Origin of the sequence: Rhodanobacter denitrificans, from assembly GCF_003335105.1 — a bacterium.
GTDB lineage: Bacteria > Pseudomonadota > Gammaproteobacteria > Xanthomonadales > Rhodanobacteraceae > Rhodanobacter > Rhodanobacter denitrificans_A.
This window is the reverse complement of sequence record NZ_QFWQ01000003.1, coordinates 398,826-422,550: the sequence shown is the minus strand read 5'-3', so window position 1 is coordinate 422,550 and position 23,725 is coordinate 398,826. Positions and strand designations below refer to the sequence as shown.

At 69.1% G+C, this 23,725-nt stretch carries 21 protein-coding genes and 1 tRNA gene; 12 read left to right on the top strand and 10 right to left on the bottom strand.

Annotation, left to right across the window (positions count from 1 at the left end):
• Positions 1–26 precede the first annotated feature (26 nt).
• Positions 27–2,297 (top strand): thiamine pyrophosphate-dependent enzyme, encoded by a 2,271-nt coding sequence (locus tag DEO45_RS04290; protein ID WP_114341051.1) that lies wholly within the window; start codon positions 27–29, stop codon positions 2,295–2,297.
• Positions 2,298–2,309: 12 nt separating this feature from the next.
• Here DEO45_RS04290 and DEO45_RS04285 read toward each other — a convergent pair whose 3' ends face one another.
• The 3 genes from DEO45_RS04285 to DEO45_RS04275 form a co-directional block, all read right to left on the bottom strand.
• A complete protein-coding gene (locus DEO45_RS04285) occupies positions 2,310–4,052 on the bottom strand; it encodes a sensor domain-containing diguanylate cyclase (protein ID WP_114341050.1) in 1,743 nt (580 codons plus the stop codon).
• Between the two features lie 234 nt (positions 4,053–4,286).
• Entirely contained in the window at positions 4,287–7,808 is a 3,522-nt protein-coding gene (mfd, locus tag DEO45_RS04280; protein WP_114341049.1) for a transcription-repair coupling factor, read from the bottom strand.
• Between the two features lie 127 nt (positions 7,809–7,935).
• The gene (locus tag DEO45_RS04275) at positions 7,936–8,541 is read right to left on the bottom strand and encodes a GNAT family N-acetyltransferase (protein WP_114341048.1); all 606 of its coding nucleotides are present in this window, start codon (positions 8,539–8,541) and stop codon (positions 7,936–7,938) included.
• Between the two features lie 202 nt (positions 8,542–8,743).
• Here DEO45_RS04275 and DEO45_RS04270 point away from each other — a divergent pair, with 202 nt between their 5' ends.
• Together DEO45_RS04270 and DEO45_RS04265 are read left to right on the top strand one after the other, a co-directional pair.
• Positions 8,744–9,145: an MmcQ/YjbR family DNA-binding protein gene (locus DEO45_RS04270; RefSeq protein WP_223250781.1), complete on the top strand. Its 402-nt coding sequence runs from the start codon at positions 8,744–8,746 to the stop codon at positions 9,143–9,145.
• Positions 9,142–9,534: a VOC family protein gene (locus DEO45_RS04265; RefSeq protein WP_114341046.1), complete on the top strand. Its 393-nt coding sequence runs from the start codon at positions 9,142–9,144 to the stop codon at positions 9,532–9,534. Before DEO45_RS04270 ends, DEO45_RS04265 begins: the two co-directional genes overlap by 4 nt.
• A gap of 115 nt (positions 9,535–9,649) precedes the next feature.
• Here the strand turns inward: DEO45_RS04265 and DEO45_RS04260 are convergent, their stop codons facing one another.
• The 3 genes from DEO45_RS04260 to DEO45_RS04250 form a co-directional block, all read right to left on the bottom strand.
• Entirely contained in the window at positions 9,650–10,189 is a 540-nt protein-coding gene (locus DEO45_RS04260) for a DUF2058 domain-containing protein (protein ID WP_114341045.1), read from the bottom strand.
• Between the two features lie 34 nt (positions 10,190–10,223).
• Positions 10,224–10,658: an FKBP-type peptidyl-prolyl cis-trans isomerase gene (locus DEO45_RS04255; RefSeq protein WP_114341044.1), complete on the bottom strand. Its 435-nt coding sequence runs from the start codon at positions 10,656–10,658 to the stop codon at positions 10,224–10,226.
• A 77-nt stretch (positions 10,659–10,735) separates the two neighbouring features.
• Positions 10,736–11,293 (bottom strand): YaeQ family protein, encoded by a 558-nt coding sequence (locus DEO45_RS04250; protein WP_114341317.1) that lies wholly within the window; start codon positions 11,291–11,293, stop codon positions 10,736–10,738.
• 80 nt (positions 11,294–11,373) lie between these two features.
• Here DEO45_RS04250 and DEO45_RS04245 point away from each other — a divergent pair, with 80 nt between their 5' ends.
• From DEO45_RS04245 to DEO45_RS04220, 6 genes are all read left to right on the top strand, one after another.
• Positions 11,374–12,264 (top strand): pseudouridine synthase, encoded by an 891-nt coding sequence (locus DEO45_RS04245; protein WP_114341043.1) that lies wholly within the window; start codon positions 11,374–11,376, stop codon positions 12,262–12,264.
• 126 nt (positions 12,265–12,390) lie between these two features.
• A complete protein-coding gene (locus tag DEO45_RS04240) occupies positions 12,391–14,388 on the top strand; it encodes an OPT family oligopeptide transporter (protein ID WP_114341042.1) in 1,998 nt (665 codons plus the stop codon).
• A gap of 97 nt (positions 14,389–14,485) precedes the next feature.
• Positions 14,486–14,827, top strand: coding sequence for a carboxymuconolactone decarboxylase family protein (locus DEO45_RS04235; protein ID WP_114341041.1), 342 nt, complete (start codon positions 14,486–14,488; stop codon positions 14,825–14,827).
• A gap of 66 nt (positions 14,828–14,893) precedes the next feature.
• The gene (locus tag DEO45_RS04230; protein ID WP_114341040.1) at positions 14,894–15,964 is read left to right on the top strand and encodes a class I SAM-dependent methyltransferase; all 1,071 of its coding nucleotides are present in this window, start codon (positions 14,894–14,896) and stop codon (positions 15,962–15,964) included.
• Complete coding sequence (locus DEO45_RS04225; RefSeq protein ID WP_114341039.1) at positions 15,961–16,665, top strand: pseudouridine synthase; 705 nt, start codon at positions 15,961–15,963, stop codon at positions 16,663–16,665. Before DEO45_RS04230 ends, DEO45_RS04225 begins: the two co-directional genes overlap by 4 nt.
• Positions 16,666–16,912: 247 nt before the next feature.
• Positions 16,913–17,668, top strand: a complete 756-nt coding sequence (locus tag DEO45_RS04220; RefSeq protein WP_189339673.1) for a phosphatase PAP2 family protein — start codon at positions 16,913–16,915, stop codon at positions 17,666–17,668.
• A 10-nt stretch (positions 17,669–17,678) separates the two neighbouring features.
• Here the strand turns inward: DEO45_RS04220 and DEO45_RS04215 are convergent, their stop codons facing one another.
• The 3 genes from DEO45_RS04215 to DEO45_RS16470 all read right to left on the bottom strand — a co-directional run bounded on the left by DEO45_RS04215 (position 17,679) and on the right by DEO45_RS16470 (position 19,599).
• On the bottom strand, positions 17,679–18,011 hold the full coding sequence (locus DEO45_RS04215) for a YkgJ family cysteine cluster protein (RefSeq protein ID WP_114341037.1): 333 nt from the start codon (positions 18,009–18,011) through the stop codon (positions 17,679–17,681).
• 47 nt (positions 18,012–18,058) lie between these two features.
• Complete coding sequence (locus DEO45_RS04210) at positions 18,059–18,649, bottom strand: DUF1415 domain-containing protein (RefSeq protein ID WP_114341036.1); 591 nt, start codon at positions 18,647–18,649, stop codon at positions 18,059–18,061.
• Between the two features lie 380 nt (positions 18,650–19,029).
• Positions 19,030–19,599, bottom strand: coding sequence for a hypothetical protein (locus DEO45_RS16470; RefSeq protein ID WP_223250780.1), 570 nt, complete (start codon positions 19,597–19,599; stop codon positions 19,030–19,032).
• 1 nt (position 19,600) lies between these two features.
• On the opposite strand from DEO45_RS16470, the gene DEO45_RS04200 reads away from it, so the two are divergent.
• Together DEO45_RS04200 and DEO45_RS04195 are read left to right on the top strand one after the other, a co-directional pair.
• On the top strand, positions 19,601–20,137 hold the full coding sequence (locus DEO45_RS04200; RefSeq protein ID WP_223250779.1) for a transglycosylase SLT domain-containing protein: 537 nt from the start codon (positions 19,601–19,603) through the stop codon (positions 20,135–20,137).
• 65 nt (positions 20,138–20,202) lie between these two features.
• Complete coding sequence (locus tag DEO45_RS04195) at positions 20,203–21,762, top strand: protein adenylyltransferase SelO (protein WP_114341033.1); 1,560 nt, start codon at positions 20,203–20,205, stop codon at positions 21,760–21,762.
• A 142-nt stretch (positions 21,763–21,904) separates the two neighbouring features.
• Here DEO45_RS04195 and DEO45_RS04190 read toward each other — a convergent pair.
• Positions 21,905–21,981 (bottom strand) — tRNA-Arg (locus DEO45_RS04190).
• A gap of 145 nt (positions 21,982–22,126) precedes the next feature.
• Between DEO45_RS04190 and amaB the strand changes: the two genes are divergently transcribed.
• On the top strand, positions 22,127–23,662 hold the full coding sequence (gene amaB, locus DEO45_RS04185) for an L-piperidine-6-carboxylate dehydrogenase (RefSeq protein WP_114341032.1): 1,536 nt from the start codon (positions 22,127–22,129) through the stop codon (positions 23,660–23,662).
• Positions 23,663–23,725 lie beyond the last annotated feature (63 nt).

Sequence of the window (23,725 nt, the reverse complement as noted above, 5' to 3'; positions counted from 1 at the left end):
TTCCTCCACCTCACCGACAACACGCCATGTCCATTCCGTTCACCCTCAGCGCCCGCCACAAGGGCTTCAACCGGGCCGAGATCGTCGACCAGAACTTCATCGAGTTCGTGCAGCTGTGGCAGGGCGACGTGCGCGCCGCGCCGCGCGACGGCGACGCGGTGCTGCCGGGCAGCGCGCTGGACGCGCGCGGTTTCCGTGAGTTGTTCGAATCGCAGCTGATCTCGCGCCACCTCGACCTGATGGCGCGCGTGCTGCGAGTGCAGAACAAGGTGTTCTACACGATCGGTTCCAGCGGGCACGAAGGCAACGCGATGGTGGCGCGGCTGAGCCGGCATACCGATCCGGCGTTCCTGCATTACCGCTCCGGCGGCTTCATGGCCGAGCGCTTCCGCAAGATCCCGGGTATGGACCCGGTGATGGACTCAGCGCTCTCCTTCGCCGCCAGCAAGCAGGACCCGGCTTCCGGTGGCCGCCACAAGGTGTGGGGTAGCAAGCCGTTGTGGGTCTTGCCGCAGACCTCGACGATCGCCTCGCACCTGCCCAAGGCGCTGGGCACCGCGGTGGCGATCGAGCAGGCGCGGCGCATCGGCCACACGCTGCCGATCCCCGAGGACAGCATCGCGATCTGCTCGTTTGGCGACGCCTCCAGCAACCACGCCACCGCGCAGACCGCGTTCAACGCCGCGGCGTGGACGGCGTATCAGAAGCTGCCGGCGCCGGTGCTGTTCGTGTGCGAGGACAACGGCATCGGCATCTCGGTCAAAACACCCGCCGGTTGGGTCGCGAACAACTACCAGCATCGCGCCAACCTCGACTACTTCTTCGCCGACGGCCTCGACCTGGCCGAAGGCTACGCCCAGGTGCAGCGCGCGGTGGAGCATTGCCGCACGACGCGCCGGCCGACCTTCCTGCATCTCAAGACCACCCGCGTGATGGGCCACGCCGGCACCGATTTCGAGATCGAGTGGCGCAGCATCGAGGAGCTCTTCGCCGTCGAGTGTTCCGACCCGCTGCTGCGCTCGGCCGGCATCGCGCTGGAGTCGGGCCTGTACTCGAAGGATGCGCTGCTGGGCCTGTACGAGGCCACCCGCAAGCGCTGCTTCGCCGCCGCCGAGGAGGCGGATTCGCTGCCGCGGCTGACCTCGCTTGCCGAGGTCATGAAGCCGCTGGCGCCGTACACGCCCGCTGCGGTGAAGGCCGAGGCCGAGCGGGCCGACTACGCCGACAAACGCCTGGCGGTGTTCGGCGGCGAGGCGAAGCTGCCGGAGAGACTGCCGCCGCGGCACCTGGCGATCCAGATCGGCCAGGCCCTGCACGACCTGCTGGCGAAGTATCCCGAGGCGCTGCTGTTCGGCGAGGACGTGGCGCAGAAGGGCGGCGTGTACACCGTCACCAAGGGCCTCAACAAGGCGTTCAAGGGCAGCCGCGTGTTCAACACGCTGCTCGACGAGACGATGATCCTGGGCCTGGCCCAGGGCTACGCGAACATGGGCATGCTGCCGATCCCGGAGATCCAGTACCTGGCGTACTTCCACAACGCCTGCGACCAGATCCGCGGCGAGGCGGCGTCGCTGCAGTTCTTCTCCAACGGCCAGTACCGCAACCCGCTGGTGATGCGGGTTGCGTCGCTGGGCTACCAGAAGGGCTTCGGCGGCCACTTCCACAACGACAACTCGATCACCGCGCTGCGCGACATACCCGGCCTGGTGGTCGGCTGCCCCAGCCGCGGCGACGACGCGGCGATGATGCTGCGCGCGCTGATGGCGCTGGCCAAGGTGGACGGCCGCGTCTGCGCCTTCCTCGAACCGATCGCGCTGTACATGACCAAAGACCTGTACGAGGCAGGCGATGGCCAGTGGCAGTTCGACTATCCGGCGCCGGACCAGGCGATGACGCTGGGCGAGGGCCGCATCTACCACGAGGCGGCAAACGACCTGGTGGTGTTCACCTTCGGCAACGGCGTGCCGATGGCGTTGCGAGCCGCGCGCACGATCGAGCAGGAACTGGGCTGGCAGGTACGCGTGGTCGACCTGCGCTGGCTGGCGCCGCTCAACGACGCCTTCATCGCAGCGCAGGCGAAGACGGCCAAACGCATCCTGGTGCTGGACGAGGGCCGCAAGAGCGCCGGCGTGGGCGAGGGCGTGATCACCGCGATCGTCGAGGGCGGCCATGGCGCCACGCCGATCAGGCGCGTGGTGGGCGCCGACACCTTCACCCCGCTGGCCGGTGCGGCGCTGCTGGTGCTGCCGGGCGAAGCCGAGGTAGTGGCGGCGGCGCGGGAGCTGGCGCAACGCTGATCGCGGGCCTGTTCAGCGCTCGCGCTTTTCCACCACATGGAGGTGCGGGCCATCCGGCGGCAGCTTGCTGCCGGCATGCAGCGACACCCGGTTGCGGCCGCCGAGCTTGGCGTCGTACATGGCCTGGTCGGCGCGGTCGACCAGCGATTCCACGTCGTCGCCCTCGCGCCGCAGGGCGACGCCGATGCTGATGGTGAGCAGCAGTGGATCGTCGCCGACGGCTATCTCCAGGCGGTGCACGCGCCGGCACAGGCGGGTTGCCACGTGCATGGCCTGCACTGCCGGCGTACCGTCGAGCAGGGCGACGAACTCCTCGCCGCCGTAGCGGCCGAGCAGGTCGGCAGGTCGCAGTTCGGCGTTCAGCGCCTTGGCCACGGCAACCAGTGCGCGGTCGCCGGCGTTGTGGCCCTGGCGGTCGTTCAGCAGCTTGAAATGATCCAGGTCGAGGAACAGCAGCGCGATCGGCCGCGGCGGGCCGCCGGACAGCAGGGCACTGGCCCGCTCGGTCCAGGCGCGGCGGTTGAACACGTTGGTGAGCGCATCGTGGTCGGCCAGCACGCGCACGATGTCGCGGTCGTGGCGCAACCGGAGCGCGCGGTCGGCCAGGCCGATCGACAGCACGACCGCCTCGAACGCGCCGCCAGCCAGGCTGGCGTCGTTGAGCCAGTCCAGTTGCGGCAGCGCACCGCCCACCTGGGCGCTGGTCAGCGCAGTGAGGAGCAGCAGCGGCGTCCAGCCGGCGAGGAAAAACCACGCCTGGCGCGAGCGGCGCGCGGCGGCGACGCAGGCGACCACCAGCAACAACACGGCGCCGATCATCAGCAGCGGGTTGAGCAGCACCTGCGCCACCTCCACCAGCAGCGAAAGCCGGCTGCAGCGCATCAGCACCAGCAGGATCATGCCCACCGCCAGCGCCACGATCGGTACCCGCAGCAGCGGCGCGTAACGCGGCAGCTCGCAGAAACGCATCATGAACAGCGACGCGAACGCGACCGACAATGCCACCGCGGCCGAGCCGGCCAGCAGGGTTGCGCCGGCCAGCCATTGCCATTCCATCGGATGGAACAGGAAGCCGGTCTGGATGCCCTGGATCAGCGCGTAGCAGAGGATGTAGCCGGCGTACCAGGCATAGGTGACGTCGCGTAGCATCAGCGCGAAGCACACCGCCATCAGCACCATCGCCAGCATCACCGCGAAACAGGCGCTGGCGAACGCCAGCCACTGTGCATCCTGCCTTGCGTATTCGAACGGCGACTGCAACTGGAACCGCACCGGCGCGCTCAGCAGCGACGATGGCTCGAACCTGAGCAGGATGGCTGCCGATGCCGCGGTGCCGGCCGGCACCTGCCAGGCCAGCCGGCCGTGGCCGTGGATTGTCGCGCCGAAGTCGTCGAGCGCCAGCATCCGCGGGATGCCTTGCTCGTATACCGTGACCGCACCCAGCGTGGGCGGATAGATCGTCAGCATGCGCCCGGCGTCGTCCCACGGCGGTTGCGGCGCGAGCACCACCCAGCTGCCGCGGTCGCTGCCGGGAAAGCGTTGCAGCAGGGACGGATCGAAACTCCGCAACAGGCCGGCGTGGTACTCGTCGAGCACGACTTGCGGCGTGTCGCCGGGACGTGCCTCGCGCCAGGCGCCGTTCAGCGCGGTGGCGGCGTGGGCCACGCCGCCCAGCAGCCACAGCAGGCCGAGCACGAAGCCGCACCATGACCGCCTGCAGCGGCCCGGTACCGGCATTGCGATCAGCCTTTCCATTTGCCTTTCTCCCCCGACGCGATCCTTGTACATGGGTACATGTGGATATTGCGTTCCGCTGGACCGGCGAGTCATTACCCTCGCTCAGGGGCGTCACGCTGCCGCATCTTTCGCTTCCAGGTCAAGCACGGGCCGTGCCAGTGCATGACCGGGCTGGCGTGCGGCGCGGGTCGGCCGACCACGGATCCAGCCGGCCCGGTCCGGCCGGAACGCGTGGGGTCACTTGTGGCGGATTCAGGCGGGCCGGCGCGCGCCCAGCGTCACCAGCAGTTCCTGCGCGGTGCGGACGCGCTCGCTGGCGCCGGGCAGGTCGAGGATCACCTTCAGCTTGTCCTGGCCGTCCAGCCTGTATACGCGCGGCTGGCGCTGGATCAGCTTGATGATGGTCATCGGGTCGATCTCGGGCTTCTCGCGGAACACGATGCGGCCGCCGCTGGCGCCGAAGTCGAGCTTGCGGATGCCGAGCGGGGTGGCCATCAGCTTCAGGCCGGCCACTGCAAAGAGTTGCCTGGTCGGATCGGGCAGCAGGCCGAAGCGGTCGATCATCTCCACCTGCAGGTCGCGCAGATCGTCCTCGCTGCGCGCGCTGGCGATGCGCTTGTACAGCGTGAGGCGGTGGTGCACGTCGGGCAGGTAGTCGTCGGGGATCAGTGCGGGCAGGTGCAGCTCGACCTCGGTTTCGTGCTCGGAGCTCAGGTCGAAATCCGGCACCTTGCCCGACTTCAGTGCGCGCACAGCGCGGTCCAGCAACTCGGTGTACAGGCCGAAGCCGATCTCCTGGATCTGGCCCGACTGCTCGTCGCCGAGCAGCTCGCCGGCACCGCGGATTTCCAGGTCGTGCGTGGCCAGGGTGAAGCCGGCGCCGAGCTCTTCCAGCGAAGCCAGCGCCTCCAGCCGCTTCTGCGCGTCCGCGGTGATCGACTTGCGGTCGGGCACCACGAGGTAGGCATACGCGCGGTGATGCGAGCGGCCCACGCGGCCGCGCAACTGGTGCAGCTGGGCCAGGCCGAAGTGGTCGGCGCGGTCGATGATGATGGTGTTGGCGGTGGGGATGTCGATGCCGGTTTCGATGATGGTGGTGCACACCAGCACGTTGAAACGCTGCCGATGGAAATCCGCCATCACCTGTTCCAGCTCGCGCTCGGGCATCTGGCCGTGGGCGATGCGGATGCGCGCGTCCGGCACGAGATCCTCCAGTTCGCGCACGGTGCGTTCGATGCTCTGCACCTCGTTGTGCAGGAAATACACCTGGCCGCCGCGCGACAGCTCGCGCTGCAGCGCCTCGCGGATCGTCGCCGGATCCCACGCCGTGATGAAGGTGCGCACGGCCGAGCGGTGCGCCGGCGGGGTGGCGATCAGCGAGAGGTCGCGCAGGCCGGCCATCGCCATGTTCAGCGTGCGCGGGATCGGCGTGGCGGTCATCGTCAGCAGGTCCACTTCGGCACGCAGCTTCTTCAGCTGCTCCTTCTGGCGCACGCCGAAGCGCTGCTCCTCGTCGACGATGACCAGGCCGAGGTTCCTGAACTTGACGTCCGGCTGCAGCAGCTTGTGGGTGCCCACGATCACGTCGATCTGGCCGTCGGCGAGGCGCTTCAGCGCCTCGTTCACTTCCTTGGTCGACTTGAAGCGCGACAGCACGTCCACCCGCACCGGCCAGTCGGCGAACCGGTCCGCAAAGTTGCGGTAATGCTGCTGGGCGAGCAGGGTGGTCGGCACCAGCACGGCGACCTGCTTGCCGGCGGTGGCGGTGGCGAACGCGGCGCGCAGCGCGACTTCGGTCTTGCCGAAGCCGACGTCGCCGCAGATCACCCGGTCCATCGCGCGCGGCGCGGCCAGGTCGACCAGCACGGCCTCGATCGCGGTTTCCTGGTCGGGGGTTTCCTCGAACGGGAAGGTGCTGCCGAACTCCTCCACCAGTTGGCGGTCGATCGGCAGCGATTCGCCGCCGCGCGCCTGGCGCTGCGCGTAGATCGCCAGCAGCTCGGCGGCGACGTCGCGCACTTTCTCCGCAGCCTTCCTGCGCGCGCGTTCCCACGCGTCGCCGCCCAGCGAATGCAGCGGCGCCAGCTCGGGCGCGGTGCCGGAGTAGCGGCTGACCAGGCCGAGTTGCGCCACCGGCACGTACAGCTTGTCGCCCCTGGCGTATTCGATGGTGAGGAACTCGCCATCCATGCCGCCGACATCCATTGACACCAGGCCCTGGTAACGGCCCACGCCGTGATCCACGTGCACGATCGGCGCACCGATGGTGAGCTCGGTGAGATCGCGGATGATGCTTTCCGGATCGCGCGCGGTGCCACGGCGGCGCTTGCGGTCGCGCTCGCTGCGCACCCGCTCGCCGTACAATTCGCGCTCGGTGAGCACCGCAAGCGCGGGCTTGGTCAGCGCAAAGCCCTGTTCGAGCGGTGCGACGGTGATGGCGAACTTGACTCCCTCCCCTGCCGGCAGGGGGAGGAGAAAGTCAGCCCAGCCTTCGACGCTCTGCGGCTTCAACCCTGCCGCCGCCAGCGTCTCGATCAACGCCTCGCGCCGCCCCGCCGAATCGGCCGCGATCAGCACGCGCCCCGGGTAGCTGGACAGGAAATGCCGGAGCGATGTGCCGGGTTCCTCGCCCTTGCGGTTGAGCGGCAATTCCGGCGCCGGCTGGGTGCCGCTGTCGACGGCGTGCTCGTGGCCGGCCTCGACCACTTCCACGCGCAGCCGCCTGTTGAGCTGTTCGCGCAGTTTTTCCGGTGGCAGATAGAGCTCGGCCGGCGGCAGCACGGGGCGTTCGATGTCGTGGGCGCGCTGGTCGTAGCGTTCGGCGGTCTGCGTCCAGAACTGGTCGGCCGCTTCGCCGGCGCCTTCGCCGAGCACGAACAGCGCGTCGTCGGCGAGGTAGTCGAACAGCGTGGCCGTACCTGTATGCGGATCCTCCGCAACACCCCGCACATCCATGTGCGGATTCTTCACAGGGAAGAACAACGGCAGGTAGTACTCGATCCCGCCGGGCGTCACGCCTTCCTTCATGTCCTGGTACAGCGGGCAGCGGCGCACGTCGATCGGAAAGCGCTCGCGCAGGTTGCTGCGGAATTCCTTCGCCGCTTCCTCGGTGAGCGGGAACTCGCGCGCGGGCAGCAGCTCGACCTTGTCCACCTGCTGTTGCGAGCGCTGGGTCTCGGGGTCGAAACTGCGGATCGACTCCACCTCGTCGTCGAACAGCTCGATGCGGTACGGCTCGGTCGTGCCCATCGGGAATATGTCGAGCAGCGCGCCGCGCACCGCGAAGTCGCCCGGCTCGGCCACCTGCGGCACGTTGCGGTAGCCGGACGCTTCCAGCCGGCGCTGCTCGGTCGCCAGGTCGAGCTTCTGGCCCTTCGCCAGCACCAGCCCGGAGCCGGTGATGTGCGAGCGCGGCGCGATCCGCTGCATCAGCGTGGCTACCGGCACCACCAGCACGCCGCGCTTCACGCCCGGCAGGCGATACAGCGTGGCGATGCGCTGCGAGACGATCTCCGGGTGCGGGCTGAACGCGTCGTAGGGCAGGGTTTCCCAGTCCGGGAAGTGCAGCACCGGCAGGCCACCGGCGAAGATCTTCAGTTCCGCCTCCAGCGCCTGCGCGCGCTGGGTATCGCGCGCCACCACCACCAGCAGGCCGTCGTGCGTGCGCGCTGCCTCGGCCAGCAGCAGCGCCCGGGCGGAGCCGTGCGGTGGTGTCCAGTAGCGGCGTTGCTTCGGGGTGGTGGGCAGCGGCGGGTGCTTGATCGGGCTGGGCATGGGGGATGCGTGTTCGAGGCGCTGCCATCGAGCCGCGCCGGGGAAAGCGGGCAAGTGTAACGCGATGCGCCCCTGCACCCTTCCTGCGGCATGCACCTCCGATCGAGGAGGAGGGAATGCCGTTCGCTCAGAGCCTGAGCGTGATCAACGCGGTGCCCGGTTCGTCCGGCAGCATGCGCTGGGTGAAGCCCAGCTCCCTGCACAGCTGCAGCATCGGCCGGTTCTCCAGCAGCACGTAGCCCCACAGCTCGGCGAGGCCGCGGCGACGGCAGTCCTCGACCAGGTGCTGCATCAGCAGCGCGCCCAGGCCGCGGCGGCTCCAGTCGTGTTCCACCAGCACCGAGAACTCGGCGCTGTCGGTGGCTTCGTCGACGAAGATCCGGCCCACGCCGCGCATCTCGGCCGGCTTGATCGACTCGTCCATCAGCACGAAAGCGGTCTCGAACGCGGGATCGATGCGGCACAACCGCTGCGCCATCGGCGTCGGCAGCTCGGACATCGCATGCAGGAAGCGCCGCCGGATGTCCTCCGGCGACAGCCGGGTGAAACAGCGTTGCATCGCCGCCACGTCGCCCGGCTCGATCGCGCGCAGCACCAGCTCGCGGCCGTCCTCGGTGCGTACCTGCTCGCCCCGTGGCGTGGACTGCACGTGCGGGCGCGCAAAGCGCTCGTGGGCGCGCGGGGGCAGGAGGGCGTGGCGGGTCGGGGCGGCGAAGTCGATGGCGGGAATCATGGCAGTTCCGTACTTTTGCGTATTGTGTGCGGTGCAACATGAATTTGCAATGACGGCCTCCGCGGTGCGCTGTCGCATGCGTACGATACGCCGGTCGTGATCGGGCCGCGCCATGTTGCGGCACGGAATGTCGCGGCGTGGCAGACAGGCGGCGCGCGGCCCCTCACAATGGCCGGACTGGCTTCCATCCATGGAGCATGGCGTGACCGGCAAACCGTCCCGCGGCCTCGGCGCCGCCCGACTCGCAGCGCTGTGCGGCCACTGGCCCGGCGTCTCCCGCGATACGAAATGGGGCATCGACATGGTGTTCAGCGTGGACGGCAAGATGTTCGCGGTGATGCCGTCGGACGGCAGCGAGGGCGGGCGGCTGTCGTTCAAGGTGGCCGACGACCGTTTCCTCGAGCTCACCGACCAGCCCGGCATCATCCCTGCGCCGTACCTGGCACGGGCGCGCTGGATCTCGGTGATCGAACCGCAGCGCTTCGCCACCGCGGAGCTGGAAGCGTTCATCCTCGACGCCTATACGCTGGTGCGCGCGAAGCTGGCGAAAAAACGGCAGGCCGAACTGGGCCCGCTTCCCATACTCCAGGCAAGGCGAAAATGAAGCAGCATCTGGGCGCGCTTGCGCTGCTGGTCGCCGACTACGACGAGGCGATTGCCTGGTACACCCGCGCGCTCGGTTTCGCGCTGGTCGAGGATGCCGACCTGGGCGACGGCAAGCGCTGGGTGCTGCTGGCGCCGCCCGGCTCCAGCGAAACCCGCCTGCTGCTGGCGAAGGCGAAGGGCGACGAGCAGGTTTCGCACATCGGCAACCAGACCGGCGGCCGGGTGTTCCTGCTGCTCCATACCGACGACTTCCAGCGCGACTGGCAGCGCATGCGCGCCGCCGGCGTGCACTTCCGCGAACAACCGAGGCACGAGGCCTACGGCACGGTGGCGGTGTTCGAGGACCTGTACGGCAATGGCTGGGATTTGCTGGAGCCAAAACGCTGAGCGCTTCAAAAGATCGCGCGCCAATGCGTAGGGCGGGCACTGCCCGCCGCTCTGACCATCAAGAGCTGGCGGGCGGTGCCCGCCCTACAAAGCTACGGCATGGTTTCCCCGCGCGCTACCAGACCAGGTCGTCCGGCACCTGGAACCGCCGGTAGTACTCATCGTCCGCGTCGCTGCCGCTGCCGGCTTCGGCGCGACCGTGGTCGAGCACGATCATCGCCGGGTCGCGCTCGCGGATCTTGTCGGCGGCAACTCGCGGCAACAGTTCGTAGCCCTCGCCATCGCGCACGACCACCAGCGCACCGGCGGCCAGCTGCGCACGCAGCCCCTCGTTGACCAGCACGTCCCTGATCCGGTCGCCGTCGGTGAAGCGGTAGGCGATCTCGCCCTCGCGCTTCACCTTGTGCGCTTCGACGATCTGCCGCACCTGCGCGCGTGCTTCGCTCGCCCGCGCCTGCGCATTGCGCTCGGCGGCCAGCGCGCGATCGCGTTCCGCCTTCTCGACCAGCAGCCGTTGCGCTTCCGCCTGCTCGACGCCCGGCGTCAGCGGGGCCTTGCCCAGGTGCTTCTTCGCCTGCTCGCGCACGACCTTGGCCACCTGGCCCTTCTTGACCAGGCCGGCCTTGAGCAGTTGTTCCTGCAGGGGATTGCGCATGACGGTATCGGGGGTGCGGGAAGTGGGCGGAAACTCAATGCGCGCTGACGTCGATCAGTTCCACGTCGAACACCAGCGAGGCGTTTGGCGGAATGTCGGCGCCGGCGCCGCGGGCACCGTAGCCGAGTTCGGCGGGGATCAGCAGGGTGCGCTTGCCGCCCACGCGCATGCCGGCGACGCCCTGGTCCCAGCCGTCGATCACCCGGCCGGCGCCGAGGGTGAAGTTGAACGGCGCGCCATGGTCGTACGAGCTGTCGAACTTGGCGCCGTGCTTGTCCCTGGCGTTCTCGTCGTAGAGCCAACCGGTGTAGTGGACCAGCACGTCCATGCCGGCCTTCGCCTCCGCGCCGGTACCGACCTTCCGGTCGATCACGGTGAGCTTGTCGACCTTGCCGCTGGCATGGGCCTGCGGTGGCGCGCTGCAGGCCACGAGGGCGAAGACGGCGAGCAGGGGCAGCAACCAGCGCATGGGAAGACTCCGGAAGACGGAAGGGATCAGGCGGGGATTATGCGGGAAACCGCGCCGAGGCGGCCGGCAGCGGGCCGTCAGCTGACCAGTTCGGCCGCGACCATCCGCTTGAGCGGATCGACGGCGACCGCGTCGCTCTCGTTCATCAGCTGCAACTGGCCGTCCTGCACCAGCGCCTGCAGGCGCATGCCCCGTTGCAGCAGTTCGACCAGCGCGGTCACCGTCGCGGCGGGGATGTAGAGCACGCTGAGGTTCTTGTGGCGGCCGAGCGCGTGGCCGACCTTGTTCCACCAGAGTTCCGCCGCGTTGCCGCCGTAGTTGAGCACCACCACCTGGCGCGAGCGGCCGCAGGCCTTGCGGATGCGCGCCTCGTCGGGCTGGCCGACTTCGAGCCACAACTCGATCTCGCCGGTGTACGCCTTGCGCCACAGCGCCGGTTCGTCCTCGTCGCTGATGCCCTTGCCGAACTCCAGCCGCTCGTCGGCATACAGCGCGAACGCCAGCAGGCGCACCATCAGCCGCTCCTCGGTCTCGGAGGGATGCCGCGCCAGGGTCAGCGCGTGGGTGGCGTAGTAATGCCGGTCCATGTCGCTGACCTGCAGTTCGACCTTGTAGATGGTGGCGTTGAGTGCCATGCGGGTGCCTTCGGACAACAAGCCGTCCATTCTACGCGCTGGCATGGACCGGCGGTCGGCGGATTAGACTGGCGGCCCACATGGATACTCCCGCCGTGCCTTTCACCCGCGACAGCGATGCCAGCACCGTGCACCTGCCGGCCGGCAGCTGGGCGACCGTGCTCGACGCGCTGTGCGCCCGCTTCGCCGCGATCGGTCGCGCGCAGTGGCTGGAGCGGATCGCGCGCGGGCGGGTGCTGGACGGGTGCGGCGTGGCGATCACGCCGCAGACGCCGTACCGGGCCGGGCTGCGCATCCACTACTACCGCGAGGTGGCGGCCGAGCCGGTGATTCCGTTCGCCGAAGCCGTGCTGCATGTCGACGAACACCTGGTGGTGGCCGACAAGCCGCACTTCCTGCCGGTGACGCCATCCGGCGGGTTTGTCGAGCAGACCCTGTTGCGGCGCCTGGTCCGGCGGCTGGACAACCCGCAACTGGTGCCGCTGCACCGGATCGACCGCGCGACTGCCGGACTGGTGCTGTTTTCGGCGAACCCGGCGAGCCGGGCGGCGTACCAGGCGCTGTTCCGCGAGCGCCGGATCGACAAGCGCTACGAGGCGCTGGCGCCGGCCTTGCCCGCGGCGTCGTTTCCGCTGTTGCGGCGCTCGCGCATCGTGGCCGGCGAGCCGTTCTTCCGCATGCGCGAGGTGGCGGGCGAACCGAACAGCGAGACGCGGATCGAAGTCATCGGCAGGAGCGATTCCTGCTGGCATTACGCGCTGTTCCCCCGCAGCGGGCGCAAGCACCAGTTGCGTGTGCACATGGCGGCGCTCGGCGCGCCGATCGCCGGCGACACCCTGTACCCCGCGCTGGCCGAAGCGGCCGCCGACGATCACGCCAACCCGCTGCGGCTGCTGGCGCGGGAACTGGCCTTCGACGATCCGCTGTCCGGCGCGCCGCGGCGTTTCGAGAGCCGGCTGGCGTTGTGGTGAAGGGGCGGCGGCACGGACGCGGGTTGCCGCTCTCACGTGCCAACAGGTAACCCCCGGCGGCCATTCCACGCTATCTTCCACCGCAGCATCCGCTTTGGGGAGAAGCGTCCAGTGAGTTCACAACCCATGTCCGGCGCGTCGCCGCGCGTCGAATTCAGCATCCGCGGCCTGGTCATCGGCATCGTGATCACGGTGGTATTCACCGCCGCCAACGTGTTCTTCGGCCTCAAGGCCGGCCTGACCTTCGCCACCTCGATCCCCGCCGCGGTGATCTCGATGGCGATCCTGCGGGCGATGAAGAACTCCACCATGCAGGAGAACAACATCGTGCAGACGGTGGCTTCGGCCGCCGGCACGCTGTCCTCGATCATCTTCGTGCTGCCGGGCCTGATCATCATCGGCTGGTGGAACGGCTTCCCGTTCTGGATGTCGTTCGGCATCTGCGCCACCGGCGGCGTGCTGGGCGTGATGTACACGATCCCGCTGCGCCGCGCGCTGGTTACCGATTCGGACCTGCCGTACCCGGAGGGCGTGGCCTGCGCCGAGGTGCTGAAGGTGGGTTCCGGCGGCGACGAGGAGGCGGCCGGGTCGGTGGAGTCCGGCGGCGCCGGCCTCAAGGCGGTGATCGCCGGCGCGATCGTCTCGGCGGTGTTCTACGTGGTGGTGCAGACCCGGCTGTTCGCCGATGCGGTGTCCAGCTATTTCCGCGTGGGCGACAAGGGGGCCGCCACCGGTTTCGATTTCAGCCTGTCGTTCGCGCTGTTCGCGGTGGGCCACCTGGTCGGGCTGTGGGTGGGCGTGGCGATGCTGGTCGGCGCGCTGATCGGCTGGGGCTGGGCGGTGCCGCACTTCCTGCTGCTGCATCCGGCCGCCGGCCCGGTCGCCGATGCGGCGCAGGGCGCATGGAGCCATTACGTGCGCTTCGTCGGCGCCGGCACCATCGGCGTGGCGGCGATCTGGACGCTGGCCAAGCTGGTCAAGCCGGTGATCGGCGGCCTGGCCGGCGCGATGGCCGCCTCGCGCGTGCGCAAGGCGGGCCAGCTGGCCACGCTGCCGCGCACCGAGCACGACATGCCGATCGGCATGGTGGGATTGATCACGCTGCTGTGCCTGATCCCGGTGGCATGGTTGCTCGGCCATTTCAGCAACATCAGCGGGCTGGGCGAGCACACCACGCTGCTGGTGGCCGGCGGTGTGGTGTTCGTGGTGATCCTGAGTTTCCTGGTCTCCGCCGTCTGCGGCTACATGGCCGGGCTGATCGGCTCCTCCAACAGCCCGCTGTCCGGCGTGGGCATCCTGGTGGTGATCATCGCCGCGCTGCTGCTGGTGCTGGGCGTGAAGTCGCTGGTGCCGGCCGAGCAGGGCAAGGCGCTGGTGGCGTTCGCGCTGTTCATCACCTCGATCGTGTTCGCGGTGGCCTCGATCGCCAACAACAACCTGCAGGACCTCAAGACCGGCCAGCTGGTGGACGCCACGCCTTCGCTGCAGCAGTGGGCGCTGGTGATCGGCGTGCTCGCCGGCGCGGTGGTGATCCCGCCGGTGCTGGACCTGCTGAACCAGGCCTACGGTTTCCTCGGCGCGCCGGGCGTGGACCCTGCGCGCGCGCTGCCCGCGCCGCAGGCCGGACTGATCTCGGCGCTGGCGCAGGGCGTGATCACCGGCAACATCGACTGGAGCCTGATCACCATCGGCGCAGCGATCGGCGTGGGCATCATCGTGCTGGACGAGGCGCTGGCGCGCACCGGCAAGTCGATGCGGCTGCCGCCGCTGGCGGTGGGCCTGGGCATCTACCTGCCCACCTCGACCACGCTGATGGTGGTGGTGGGCGCGCTGGTCGGCGCATGGTTCGACCAGCGCGCCGAGCGCGGCCCGAGGGCGGAGGCGACCAAGCAGCTGGGTGTGCTGCTGGCTTCCGGCCTGATCGTGGGCGAGAGCCTGCTCGGCGTGGTCGTGGCGGCGCTGGTGGCGTTTTCCGACAAGCTGGGCTTCGCCAACCGCAACGCGCCGCTGGCGCTGGTGGGGGAGGGTTTCCACGGTGCGGCGATCTGGATCGGCGGCGCGGTGTTCGTGGGGGTGACCTGGGCGATGTATCGCTGGATCGGTCGCATGGGACGCGCGATGTAGCCGCCGGCGGCCGGATGCCCGGATTTCACCTCTGCGGGCACAGTATCCCGAATCGGCCGGACGTATCGCCCGGCGACAAGGCCACGAGGGAACCTCCATGCTCGACTGGCTGCAATACCGCAAGGAACTGCTGGGCCGCATCGGCGAAGTCGGCAAGCTCAGCCCGGATACGTTGAAGGGCTACCAGGTCCTGACCGGCGCCGGCGCGAAAACCGGTCATCTCGATGCCAAGACCCGCGAATTGATCGGGCTGGCGGTGGCGGTGACCACCCGCTGCGACGGCTGCATCACGGTGCACGTGGGTGAGGCGCTGAAGCATGGCGCGACCCGCGAGGAGATCGCCGAGGCGCTGGGCGTGGCGGTGGCGCTCAACGCCGGCGCGGCGCTGGTGTTTTCCGCGCGCGTGATGGATGCGGTGCACGAGCACAGCGGAAGTTGAACCCGCCGGCCGGATCCGGCCGGCCGCCACGTACAATGCCGCCACTGTTCGAGGTGGAAGGGTGACGTGACTGCTGGCGGATTTTTCGCGGCCGCGCCGGATGCGGCGCTGACGGCCCTGTTCGTGCCGTTCGAGTCGGGTGAACTACGCCTGCCGGCGGACGGCCGCGTGCTGTTCCTGCGCGCCCGCGCCGGCGTGCGGCTGCGCGAAATGGCGCAGCCCGGCTGGCTGTGCGAGCAGGGCTTCCTGCCGTTTGCCGACGAACTGGGCCGCAACGGCCTGCGCGTGGGCGAGCCGGCGGCCGACGAAAAATTTCCGCTGGTGCTGCTGTTGCCGCCGCGCCAGCGCGACGAGGCGCGCGCCCTGTTCGCCCGCGCGCTGCGGCAGCTGGCGCCGGGCGGCACCGTGCTGGCGGCGATGCCGAATGCCGAAGGCGCCAAATCGGGCGAGGCGGACCTGGCGAGACTGGCCGGCGCCGTGCAGCACCTGTCCAAGCACAGGTGCCGGGTGTTCTGGAGTACGCCGCAGCCGGCCGACGTCGACCACGACCTGCTGGCCGAATGGCTGGCGCTGGACGCGCCGCGCGAGATCGCCGACGGCTACGTCAGTCGTCCCGGCCTGTTCGCCTGGGACCGCATCGACCGTGCCTCGGCGCTGCTGGCGGAAGATCTGCCGGCCGACCTGCACGGCCGCGTGGCTGATCTCGGCGCCGGTTACGGCTATCTTTCCGCGCAGGTCGTCGCACGCTGCCCGCGGGTCGCGGCGATCGACCTGTACGAAGCCGAGGCGCGCGCGCTGGAGCCGGCGCGGCTCAACCTGGCGCGGGCGCAACGCGAATGCGGTCGCGACGTGGCGGTGGCGGTGCGCTGGCACGACGTGACCCGCGGCCTGGCGCAGCGTTACGACGCGATCGTCAGCAACCCGCCGTTCCACCAGGGGCGTGCCGACCTGCCCGAACTGGGTCGCGCCTTCATCGTCAGCGCGGCCGAGGCGCTGCTGCCGGCCGGCCGGTTGTTGATCGTGGCAAACCGGCATCTGCCATACGAGGCCGTGCTGGCCTCGCGTTTCCATGAAGTGCGCGCGCTGGCCGTGCAGGAAGGATTCAAGGTGATCGAAGCGACGGGAGTACGCGGATGAAACTGGTCAAGCTGATTGCGAACCTGGGCTATGGCAGCCGCAAGGACGTGACCCAGTTGTTCCGCTCGGGCCGCATCACCGATGCCGAGGGCGAGGTGCTGTACGCCGACGACGTGGTGCCGTACGAAACCATCCGGGTCGACGACGAGCCGCTCGATCCGCCGCCCGGGCTCACCCTGATGATGAACAAGCCGCTCGGTGTCACCTGCTCGCGCAAGGACCCCGGTCGGGTGGTCTACGACCTGCTGCCGCCGCGCTACCGCGTGCGTACGCCGGCGCTTTCCACGGTGGGCCGGCTCGATCGTGACACCTCGGGCCTGCTGCTGTTCACCGACGACGGCGCATTGCTGCACCGGATCATTTCGCCGAAGGCGAGCGTGACCAAGGTCTACGAGGCGACCCTGGCACAGGAGCTGCGCGGCGACGAGGGCGAACTGTTCGCCAGCGGCACGCTGCTGCTGGAATCGGAGACCGAGCCGCTGGCGCCCGCTCGCCTCGATGTGCTGGGCCCGCGGCACGCCCGGCTCGGCGTCACCGAGGGCCGCTATCACCAGGTGCGCCGGATGTTCGCCGCCGCCGGCAACCACGTCGAGACGCTGCAGCGGGTTTCCGTCGGCGGCCTTCCGCTCGGCGCCCTCCCTGCCGGCGAATGGCGCGTGCTGGATGCCGCCGACGTGGCGATGATTTTTCGGAACGGCTGACTCGCAACTTCCTGCTGCACGGCATCTGCAACAGAACGGTTAAATCGATTCCCTAGAGTGGACCGGATTGCCCATCCGCCGCTTTCCAGGACGATTCGTTCATGTTGCCACGCCTGCATTCACGTCTTCCCGTGCGCCATGAGTCTCCCCGGAACTTCCCTCTGGTCGGGACGGACCCGGTGACCCAGCGGGCCGACCTGTTTCGCCTCCGTGTCGCTGGCGTTCTGATATGCACAGGAGAGTTTGCATGAGCATGAATCTTCGGCGGTTGTGTGTCGCCGTGTTTGGCCTGGCGCTGCTGAATGTCGGCAACGCGCGCACGGCCGAGAGCTACCTCAGCGACGCCCAGTTGCATGAAGCCGTCACGATGCTGCCGGCGCCGTCGCCACTGGGCACGGCCGAAGACATCGCCGATCGCACGGTCACGTTTCAGGCCTATACCACGCGTACGGCGGAGCAGGCCGCGCTGGCGAGGCAGGAAGAGGATTTCGACGCGTTTTCGTTCGCGACGGTGCTCGGCCCCGGCTTTTCCGCCCAGCGTCTGCCGCATACCGCGGCCCTGCTCGCCGAGGTGAGGAAGGAGACGAACCGGGCCAAGAACGAGGCCAAGCAGACCTGGCGGCGCGAGCGGCCGTGCCCGGTCAATTCATGCCAGTGGGACCCTGAGGGTGACGCCGGCGACTGGAAGAATCGCGATTACGGTTACCCGAGTGGACACAGTACCCGGGCAACCGTGTTCGCGATCCTGCTCGGCCATCTGCTGCCGCAACGTGCGGCAGCGCTCGATCGCTACGCGCGGGACGTCGGCTGGCGTCGTGTGCTGCGGGGCGTGCATACGCCACAGGATATCTTTGCGGGACGCGTGCTTGGGCAGGTGCTGGCGCACGACTTCCTGTCCAGTGCGGCCATGCGGCACGACCTCGACGCCGCTGCCCGCGAACTCGATGCCGCCGGGATTGCCGTGAAAACGCCGACGGACGGGAAGGCGGCGGCGGGCAACTAGATCAGGCTGACTAGATCAGGTTGACCGCCGTGGGGATCGCCGCACCGAACCACTTGTGCCGTTCGTCGCGGCAACTCGGACTGCCCATCGCGTACTTGCGGCAGATGGCCGGGCGGTCTTCGTAGATCGTGCAGCGCCACGTGTTCGGGTCGACCGCGGCGCACCAGCCGTCCTCGCCCTTGGCCAGGACTTCCATGCCATGTGCATCGCGATCGACCAGCCACGCAGGCACGTGGTCGTCGGGCATCAGCACCACGGTGAGGCGACAGCACACCGCCTCGCAGCTCGTGCATTGCACGGCCGGGTCGATGCTTTCTGCGTGGGGATCGGGGAGATTGTTCACGCGTCAGCATGGCAGTAGCGGCATGAACACTTTGTTGTGGCGGCTGTTCAGCCTGGCTTGTCACGCCACAACGCCTGCCAGCCATCGGCTCCCAGCCGTTGCAGTGTCTCGATATTGCGGCGGTAGATGCTGTCGGTATCGCTCATCGCCTCCATCGCGCGCTCGACGCTGGATTCGCGCAGCAGGTGCAGCGTTGGATACGGCGAGCGGTTGCTGAGGTTGCCGACGTCGTCCGGCGCGCTGTCGGCGAACTGGTAATCGGGGTGGAAGCTCGCCACCTGCCATTCGCCTTCCAGCCCCAGCGCCTGCACGGCGGCGTCGGCCACGTCGAGGAAGTCGTTGTAGTCGAGGAAGTCGCCGAGCACGAACGGGTGGATCAGCAGGCCGGTCTCGCATTCGTCCGGCGTCAACGCATTGAGCGACTGCAGCTCGCCGCAGAGGTCGTCGAGCAGCGCATCGGTGTCGCGTGCCTGGCTCACCCGCAGGCGCAGCTTGCCCTGCACGTGCGGCGCGCGGGCGAACGGGCACAGGTTCAGCCCGATCACCGCGCGCTCCAGCCAGCGCGTGGTGGCGGCGAGGTAGGGCGCGTCCCCGGGCAGCGCGTCGGCGTTGAGGTCGTTGGCGGGCGTCGGGTTCATGCGGTTTTCGCGGGGAGAGGCAGCCGACTATAGCGGCTGGCCGGTGCGCGGGCTTATGCGTGTGCTGGGGTTTCGCGCAGATGCGCCAAGATGCCGGATGCGGGAACCGGTTTCGCAAACCTGATTTAATGGCGGACCCAAGCACGGGGAGCCCGCCGCGGCCGTGCCCCTGAACAGGATTCACTCGTGGATGGTTCGACCCCAACGACCGCAGGCCCCTCGCACGGCGCGAGCTGCGGGTATGCCAGGGTCGATGCCTGCGTGGCCACGTCCGCTGGCGTGCCGCCACGGGGAAAGGCCTGCGCCGAGGCGGGCGGCGGCAGGTATCCGGCCAAGGGCTCCGCCACCGCGCGGGGCATCCCCCGGAAGCCGGGCCAGGTTCATCTGATGGCGCCGGCGTGCTGGAGGTCCGGCGGTTCGTCGGCACGCCACCGCGCCGCCACCCCGCTCGTCGTGATGCCGGCACCCGCCCAGTGGGTTCGTTCGCGGGCCGTGCCTGCCCGGGTGTCACCGCGTACGCCGCGGCCTGCAACGGAACGCTGGCTGTTGCCGCCCACCTGGCCGCTGGATGGTTGGCAGGTGACGGCAGCCGCCGGCTTGCGGCGGCTCGTCACCGCCCGGATCGTGCCGTGGGCATGGGCGCGCATCCCGGCGTGGCCGGAATGGGCGGGTGCGCGCGGGCTCGTCGCTGCGGGCGCGATCGCTGCTGGCATAGCCCTGGTGTTGCTGCGCGTCGGCACGCATCCGGCGACGGGGTCGAGATCGGCCAGGGCCGAGGCGGGCGCACCGGCAACGCCGGCACCTGACATGCGCGCAGCGTCCTTGCCGGTCAGGGCGTGGCCAGTGCCGGCCGTGGCCGCGACAGTCCCGGCAAGCGCGGCAACGGTTCCGTCGGCAGTACGCTCCGCGCCGGCCGAAACCGGGCGCAAGCTGCTGTCCGAGGTCAGCACGATGGACCTGATGATGCCGATCGAGGAGCCCGACCTGGACATCGCCTCGCGGGACAGCCTGTGGTCGCAGGTCGGCAAGGCCGCCGGCGTCGATCCGCTGCTGCTGTACAGCGTCGCCCTGGTGGAGTCGAAGGCGTTGTACCCGGACGGCAAGGTCGCGCCCACGCCTTGGCTGTTCCGCGTCAACGATCACCTGGTGCGCGGCAAGCGCCATGACGTGCAGCTGGCGATGGCGGCGGCGAGCCAGTTCGGTTCGGCGGTGCAGGATGTCGGCATCATGCAGGTGTACTACCCGATGCATCGCGACGCGGTGCGCGATCCGCTGACCCTGCTGAACCCGCGAACCAACATCACCGTGGCCGCGAAGATCCTGCGCGAGGGCATGCGCCGGACCCATGACCGCGTGCTCGGCGTCGGCTACTACCACAGCCACACGCCGAGCCTGGCCCGCGATTACGGCAGCGCCGTGCTGACCGTCTACCAGCGGCTGCAGGCGATCCACCGCACGGCGCGCCACGGGCGGGCCGTGGCGCGCTAGCCGCGGCGCGGCCTTGCATCGAACCGCTGGCGCCCGGATATAGGCTGCAACCCCGAGGTGGCCCGATGTTCGATCTTCATTTCGACAATGCGTTCGTGCGCGAACTGCCTGGCGATCCGGAGCAGGGCGCGCGGCTGCGCCAGGTCGAGGGCGCGCTGTACTCGCGGGTCGACCCCACGCCGGTCGCAGCGCCGCGGCTGCTGGCCCATTCGGATGAGATGGCGGCGACGCTGGGCTTGAGTGCGGCGGACGTCGCCACGCCGGAGTTCGCGCAGGTGTTCGGCGGCAATGCCCTGCTCGACGGCATGCTGCCGTACGCGGCGAACTACGGCGGTCACCAGTTCGGCCACTGGGCCGGGCAGCTCGGCGACGGCCGCGCGATCTCGCTGGGCGAAGTCGTCAACGCCGCCGGCGAGCGCTGGGAACTGCAGCTGAAGGGCGCCGGGCTGACGCCGTATTCGCGCGGCGCGGACGGCCGCGCGGTGCTGCGCTCGTCGGTGCGCGAATTCCTGTGCAGCGAGGCGATGCACCACCTGGGCGTGCCGACCACGCGCGCGCTGAGCCTCGTCGGCACCGGCGAAACGGTGGTGCGCGACATGTTCTACGACGGCCACGCGGCGCCGGAACCGGGCGCGATCGTGTGCCGCGCGGCGCCGTCGTTCATCCGCTTCGGCAATTTCGAGCTGCCCACCTCGCGCGGCGATATCGTGCTGCTGCGGCAGCTGGTCGAGTTCACCATCCGCCGCGATTTCCCGGAGCTCGAGGGCGAAGGCGAGGCGCTGTACGCGGCGTGGTTCCGGCAGGTATGCGAGCGCACCGCCGCGCTGATGGCGCACTGGATGCGCGTGGGATTCGTGCATGGGGTGATGAACACCGACAACATGTCGATCCTCGGCCTCACCATCGACTACGGCCCCTACGGCTGGGTCGACGACTACGATCCGGACTGGACGCCGAACACCACCGACGCGCAACGCCGCCGCTACCGCTACGGCCAGCAGCCGAACGTGGCGTGGTGGAACCTGAGCTGCCTGGCTGGTGCGCTGGCGCCGCTGTTCGACGGCGTCGAACTGCTGGAAGCCGGGCTGCAGCATTACGCCGCCACGTACGCAGCCGCCGACCGTGTCAGCATCGCCGCCAAGCTGGGCCTGGCCGAGTGCCGCGACGGCGACGTGGCGCTGATGCAGTCGCTGCAGGGATTGATGCAGCAGGCCGAGATCGACATGACGCTGTGGTTCCGCGCGCTGGCCGATGTCGATGCGCAGGCGCCCACGCTGGCGCCGTTCACCGAAGCGTTCTATGACGAGGCCAAACGCCTCGAGGCCGAGCCGGCGCTCACCGACTGGCTGGCCCGCTACGCGGCGCGGCTGGCCGACGATTCGCTGTCGCCCGCCCAGCGCCGCGAACGGATGCGCCTGGCGAACCCGCGCTACGTGCTGCGCAACTACCTGGCGCAACAGGCGATCGACCGCGCGGAGCAGGGCGACCTCGGCGGCGTGCATGAGCTGCTCGACGTGCTGCGCCATCCGTACGACGACCAGCCCGGCCGCGAGGCGTTCGCGCAAAAGCGCCCCGACTGGGCGCGGCACAAGGCCGGCTGCTCGATGCTGTCGTGCAGTTCCTGAGCCTCGGAGAACCCTCGGAGACTCGTCATCCCAGCGAACGCTGGGATCCGGCGCCTTGGCTGTTCAAGGGCCTGGAGGCACTGGATTCCAGCCTTCGCTGGAATGACGCGCTTTGAAGCAGGCTCGACTCGTGGTCGAAAATTGGTGCCCTCGAGACGATTCGAACGTCCGACCTGCCCCTTAGGAGGGGGCCGCTCTATCCAACTGAGCTACGAGGGCAGCGGCGGGATTTTCGCATGGATCGTGCAACTGCGCGATCCGGCCGCCATCGCCGGGGGCGGGGCTGCCGGACCGGCCTGCTAGAATGGTCCATTGCCGATTTCACCCACGGCGCCCGCGGGCGCCGCACGTCCAGGAGACATCCATGTCGCATGCAATTCTCAGCGCGCTCGGCCTCGGTGGCGAGCAGTCCGGTACCTACCTTGGCCAGGGCGAGTGGTCGAAGACCACCGACGCCGGCGCGCTGCAGCCGGTGAATCCCGCCACCGGCGAGGTACTCGGCACCGTGCATGCCTCCAGCGCCGCCGACTACGAGGTGATCGTCAAGCGCGCGCAGGAAGCGTTCAAGGTGTGGCGAACCATGCCGGCACCGCGTCGTGGTGAAGCGGTGCGGCTGTGCGGCGAAGCACTGCGCAGGCACAAGGACGCGCTCGGTTCGCTGGTCGCGCTGGAGATGGGCAAGATCAAGCCCGAGGGCGACGGCGAAGTGCAGGAGATGATCGACATCGCCGACTTTGCAGTGGGCCAGAGCCGCATGATGTACGGCTCGACCATGCACTCGGAGCGCCCGGGCCATCGCATGTACGACCAGTACCATCCGCTGGGCCTGGTCGGCATCATCAGCGCATTCAATTTCCCGGTCGCGGTGTGGGCATGGAACGCCATGCTGGCGACCATCGCCGGCGACATCTGCATCTGGAAGCCGTCGCCGAAGACCCCGCTGTCGGCGATCGCCACCATCCGCATCTGCAACGAGGCGCTGAAGGCCGGCGGCTTCCCCGACCTGTTCTTCCTGTTCAACGACGCCGGCACCGACCTGTCGCAAGGCTTCGTCGACGACAAGCGCATCCCGCTGATCAGCTTCACCGGTTCCACCAGGGTCGGCCGCATGGTCGGCGAGCGCGTGGCGCAGCGCATGGGCCGCTCGCTGCTGGAGCTTGGCGGCAACAACGCGATCATCCTGGACCAGACGGCCGACCTGAAGCTGGCGATCCCCGGCATCGTGTTCGGCGCGGTCGGCACCGCCGGCCAGCGCTGCACCACCACGCGCCGCCTGTTCGTGCACGAGTCGATCTTCGACGGCGTGCTCGACACCCTGGTCAAGGCGTACGGGCAGGTCGAGGGCAAGATCGGTGATCCCACGCTCGCCACCACGCTGATGGGCCCGCTGAACAGCCAGGAGGCGGTGAGCGCCTACCTCGCTGCGATCGGGAAGGCGAAGGCCGCGGGCGGTACCGTGCGCACCGGCGGCAAGGCGCTGACCGAGCGCAAGGGCAACTTCGTGCTGCCGACCATCATCACCGGGCTGAAGAACTCGGACGAGGTGGTACAGGCCGAGACGTTCGCGCCGATCCTCTACGTGATGCCGTTCAAGACCATCGACGAGGCGATCGAGATGCAGAACGACGTGCCACAGGGCCTGTCCTCGTCGATCTTCACCAACAATCTGAGGGCGGCCGAGCAGTTCCTGTCGGCGGCCGGTTCCGATTGCGGCATCGCCAACGTCAACATCGGCACCTCCGGCGCGGAGATCGGTGGCGCGTTCGGCGGCGAGAAGGAGACCGGTGGCGGCCGCGAGTCCGGTTCGGACGCGTGGAAGGTGTACATGCGCCGGCAGACCAATACCATCAACTACTCGGACGCGCTGCCGCTGGCGCAGGGCATCAAGTTCGACCTGTGACGCCGTGAACCCGTCGTGTGCGGTGTGCCGCCCGCGACGGGGGTGCAGGGCGTCGTCGTCCCA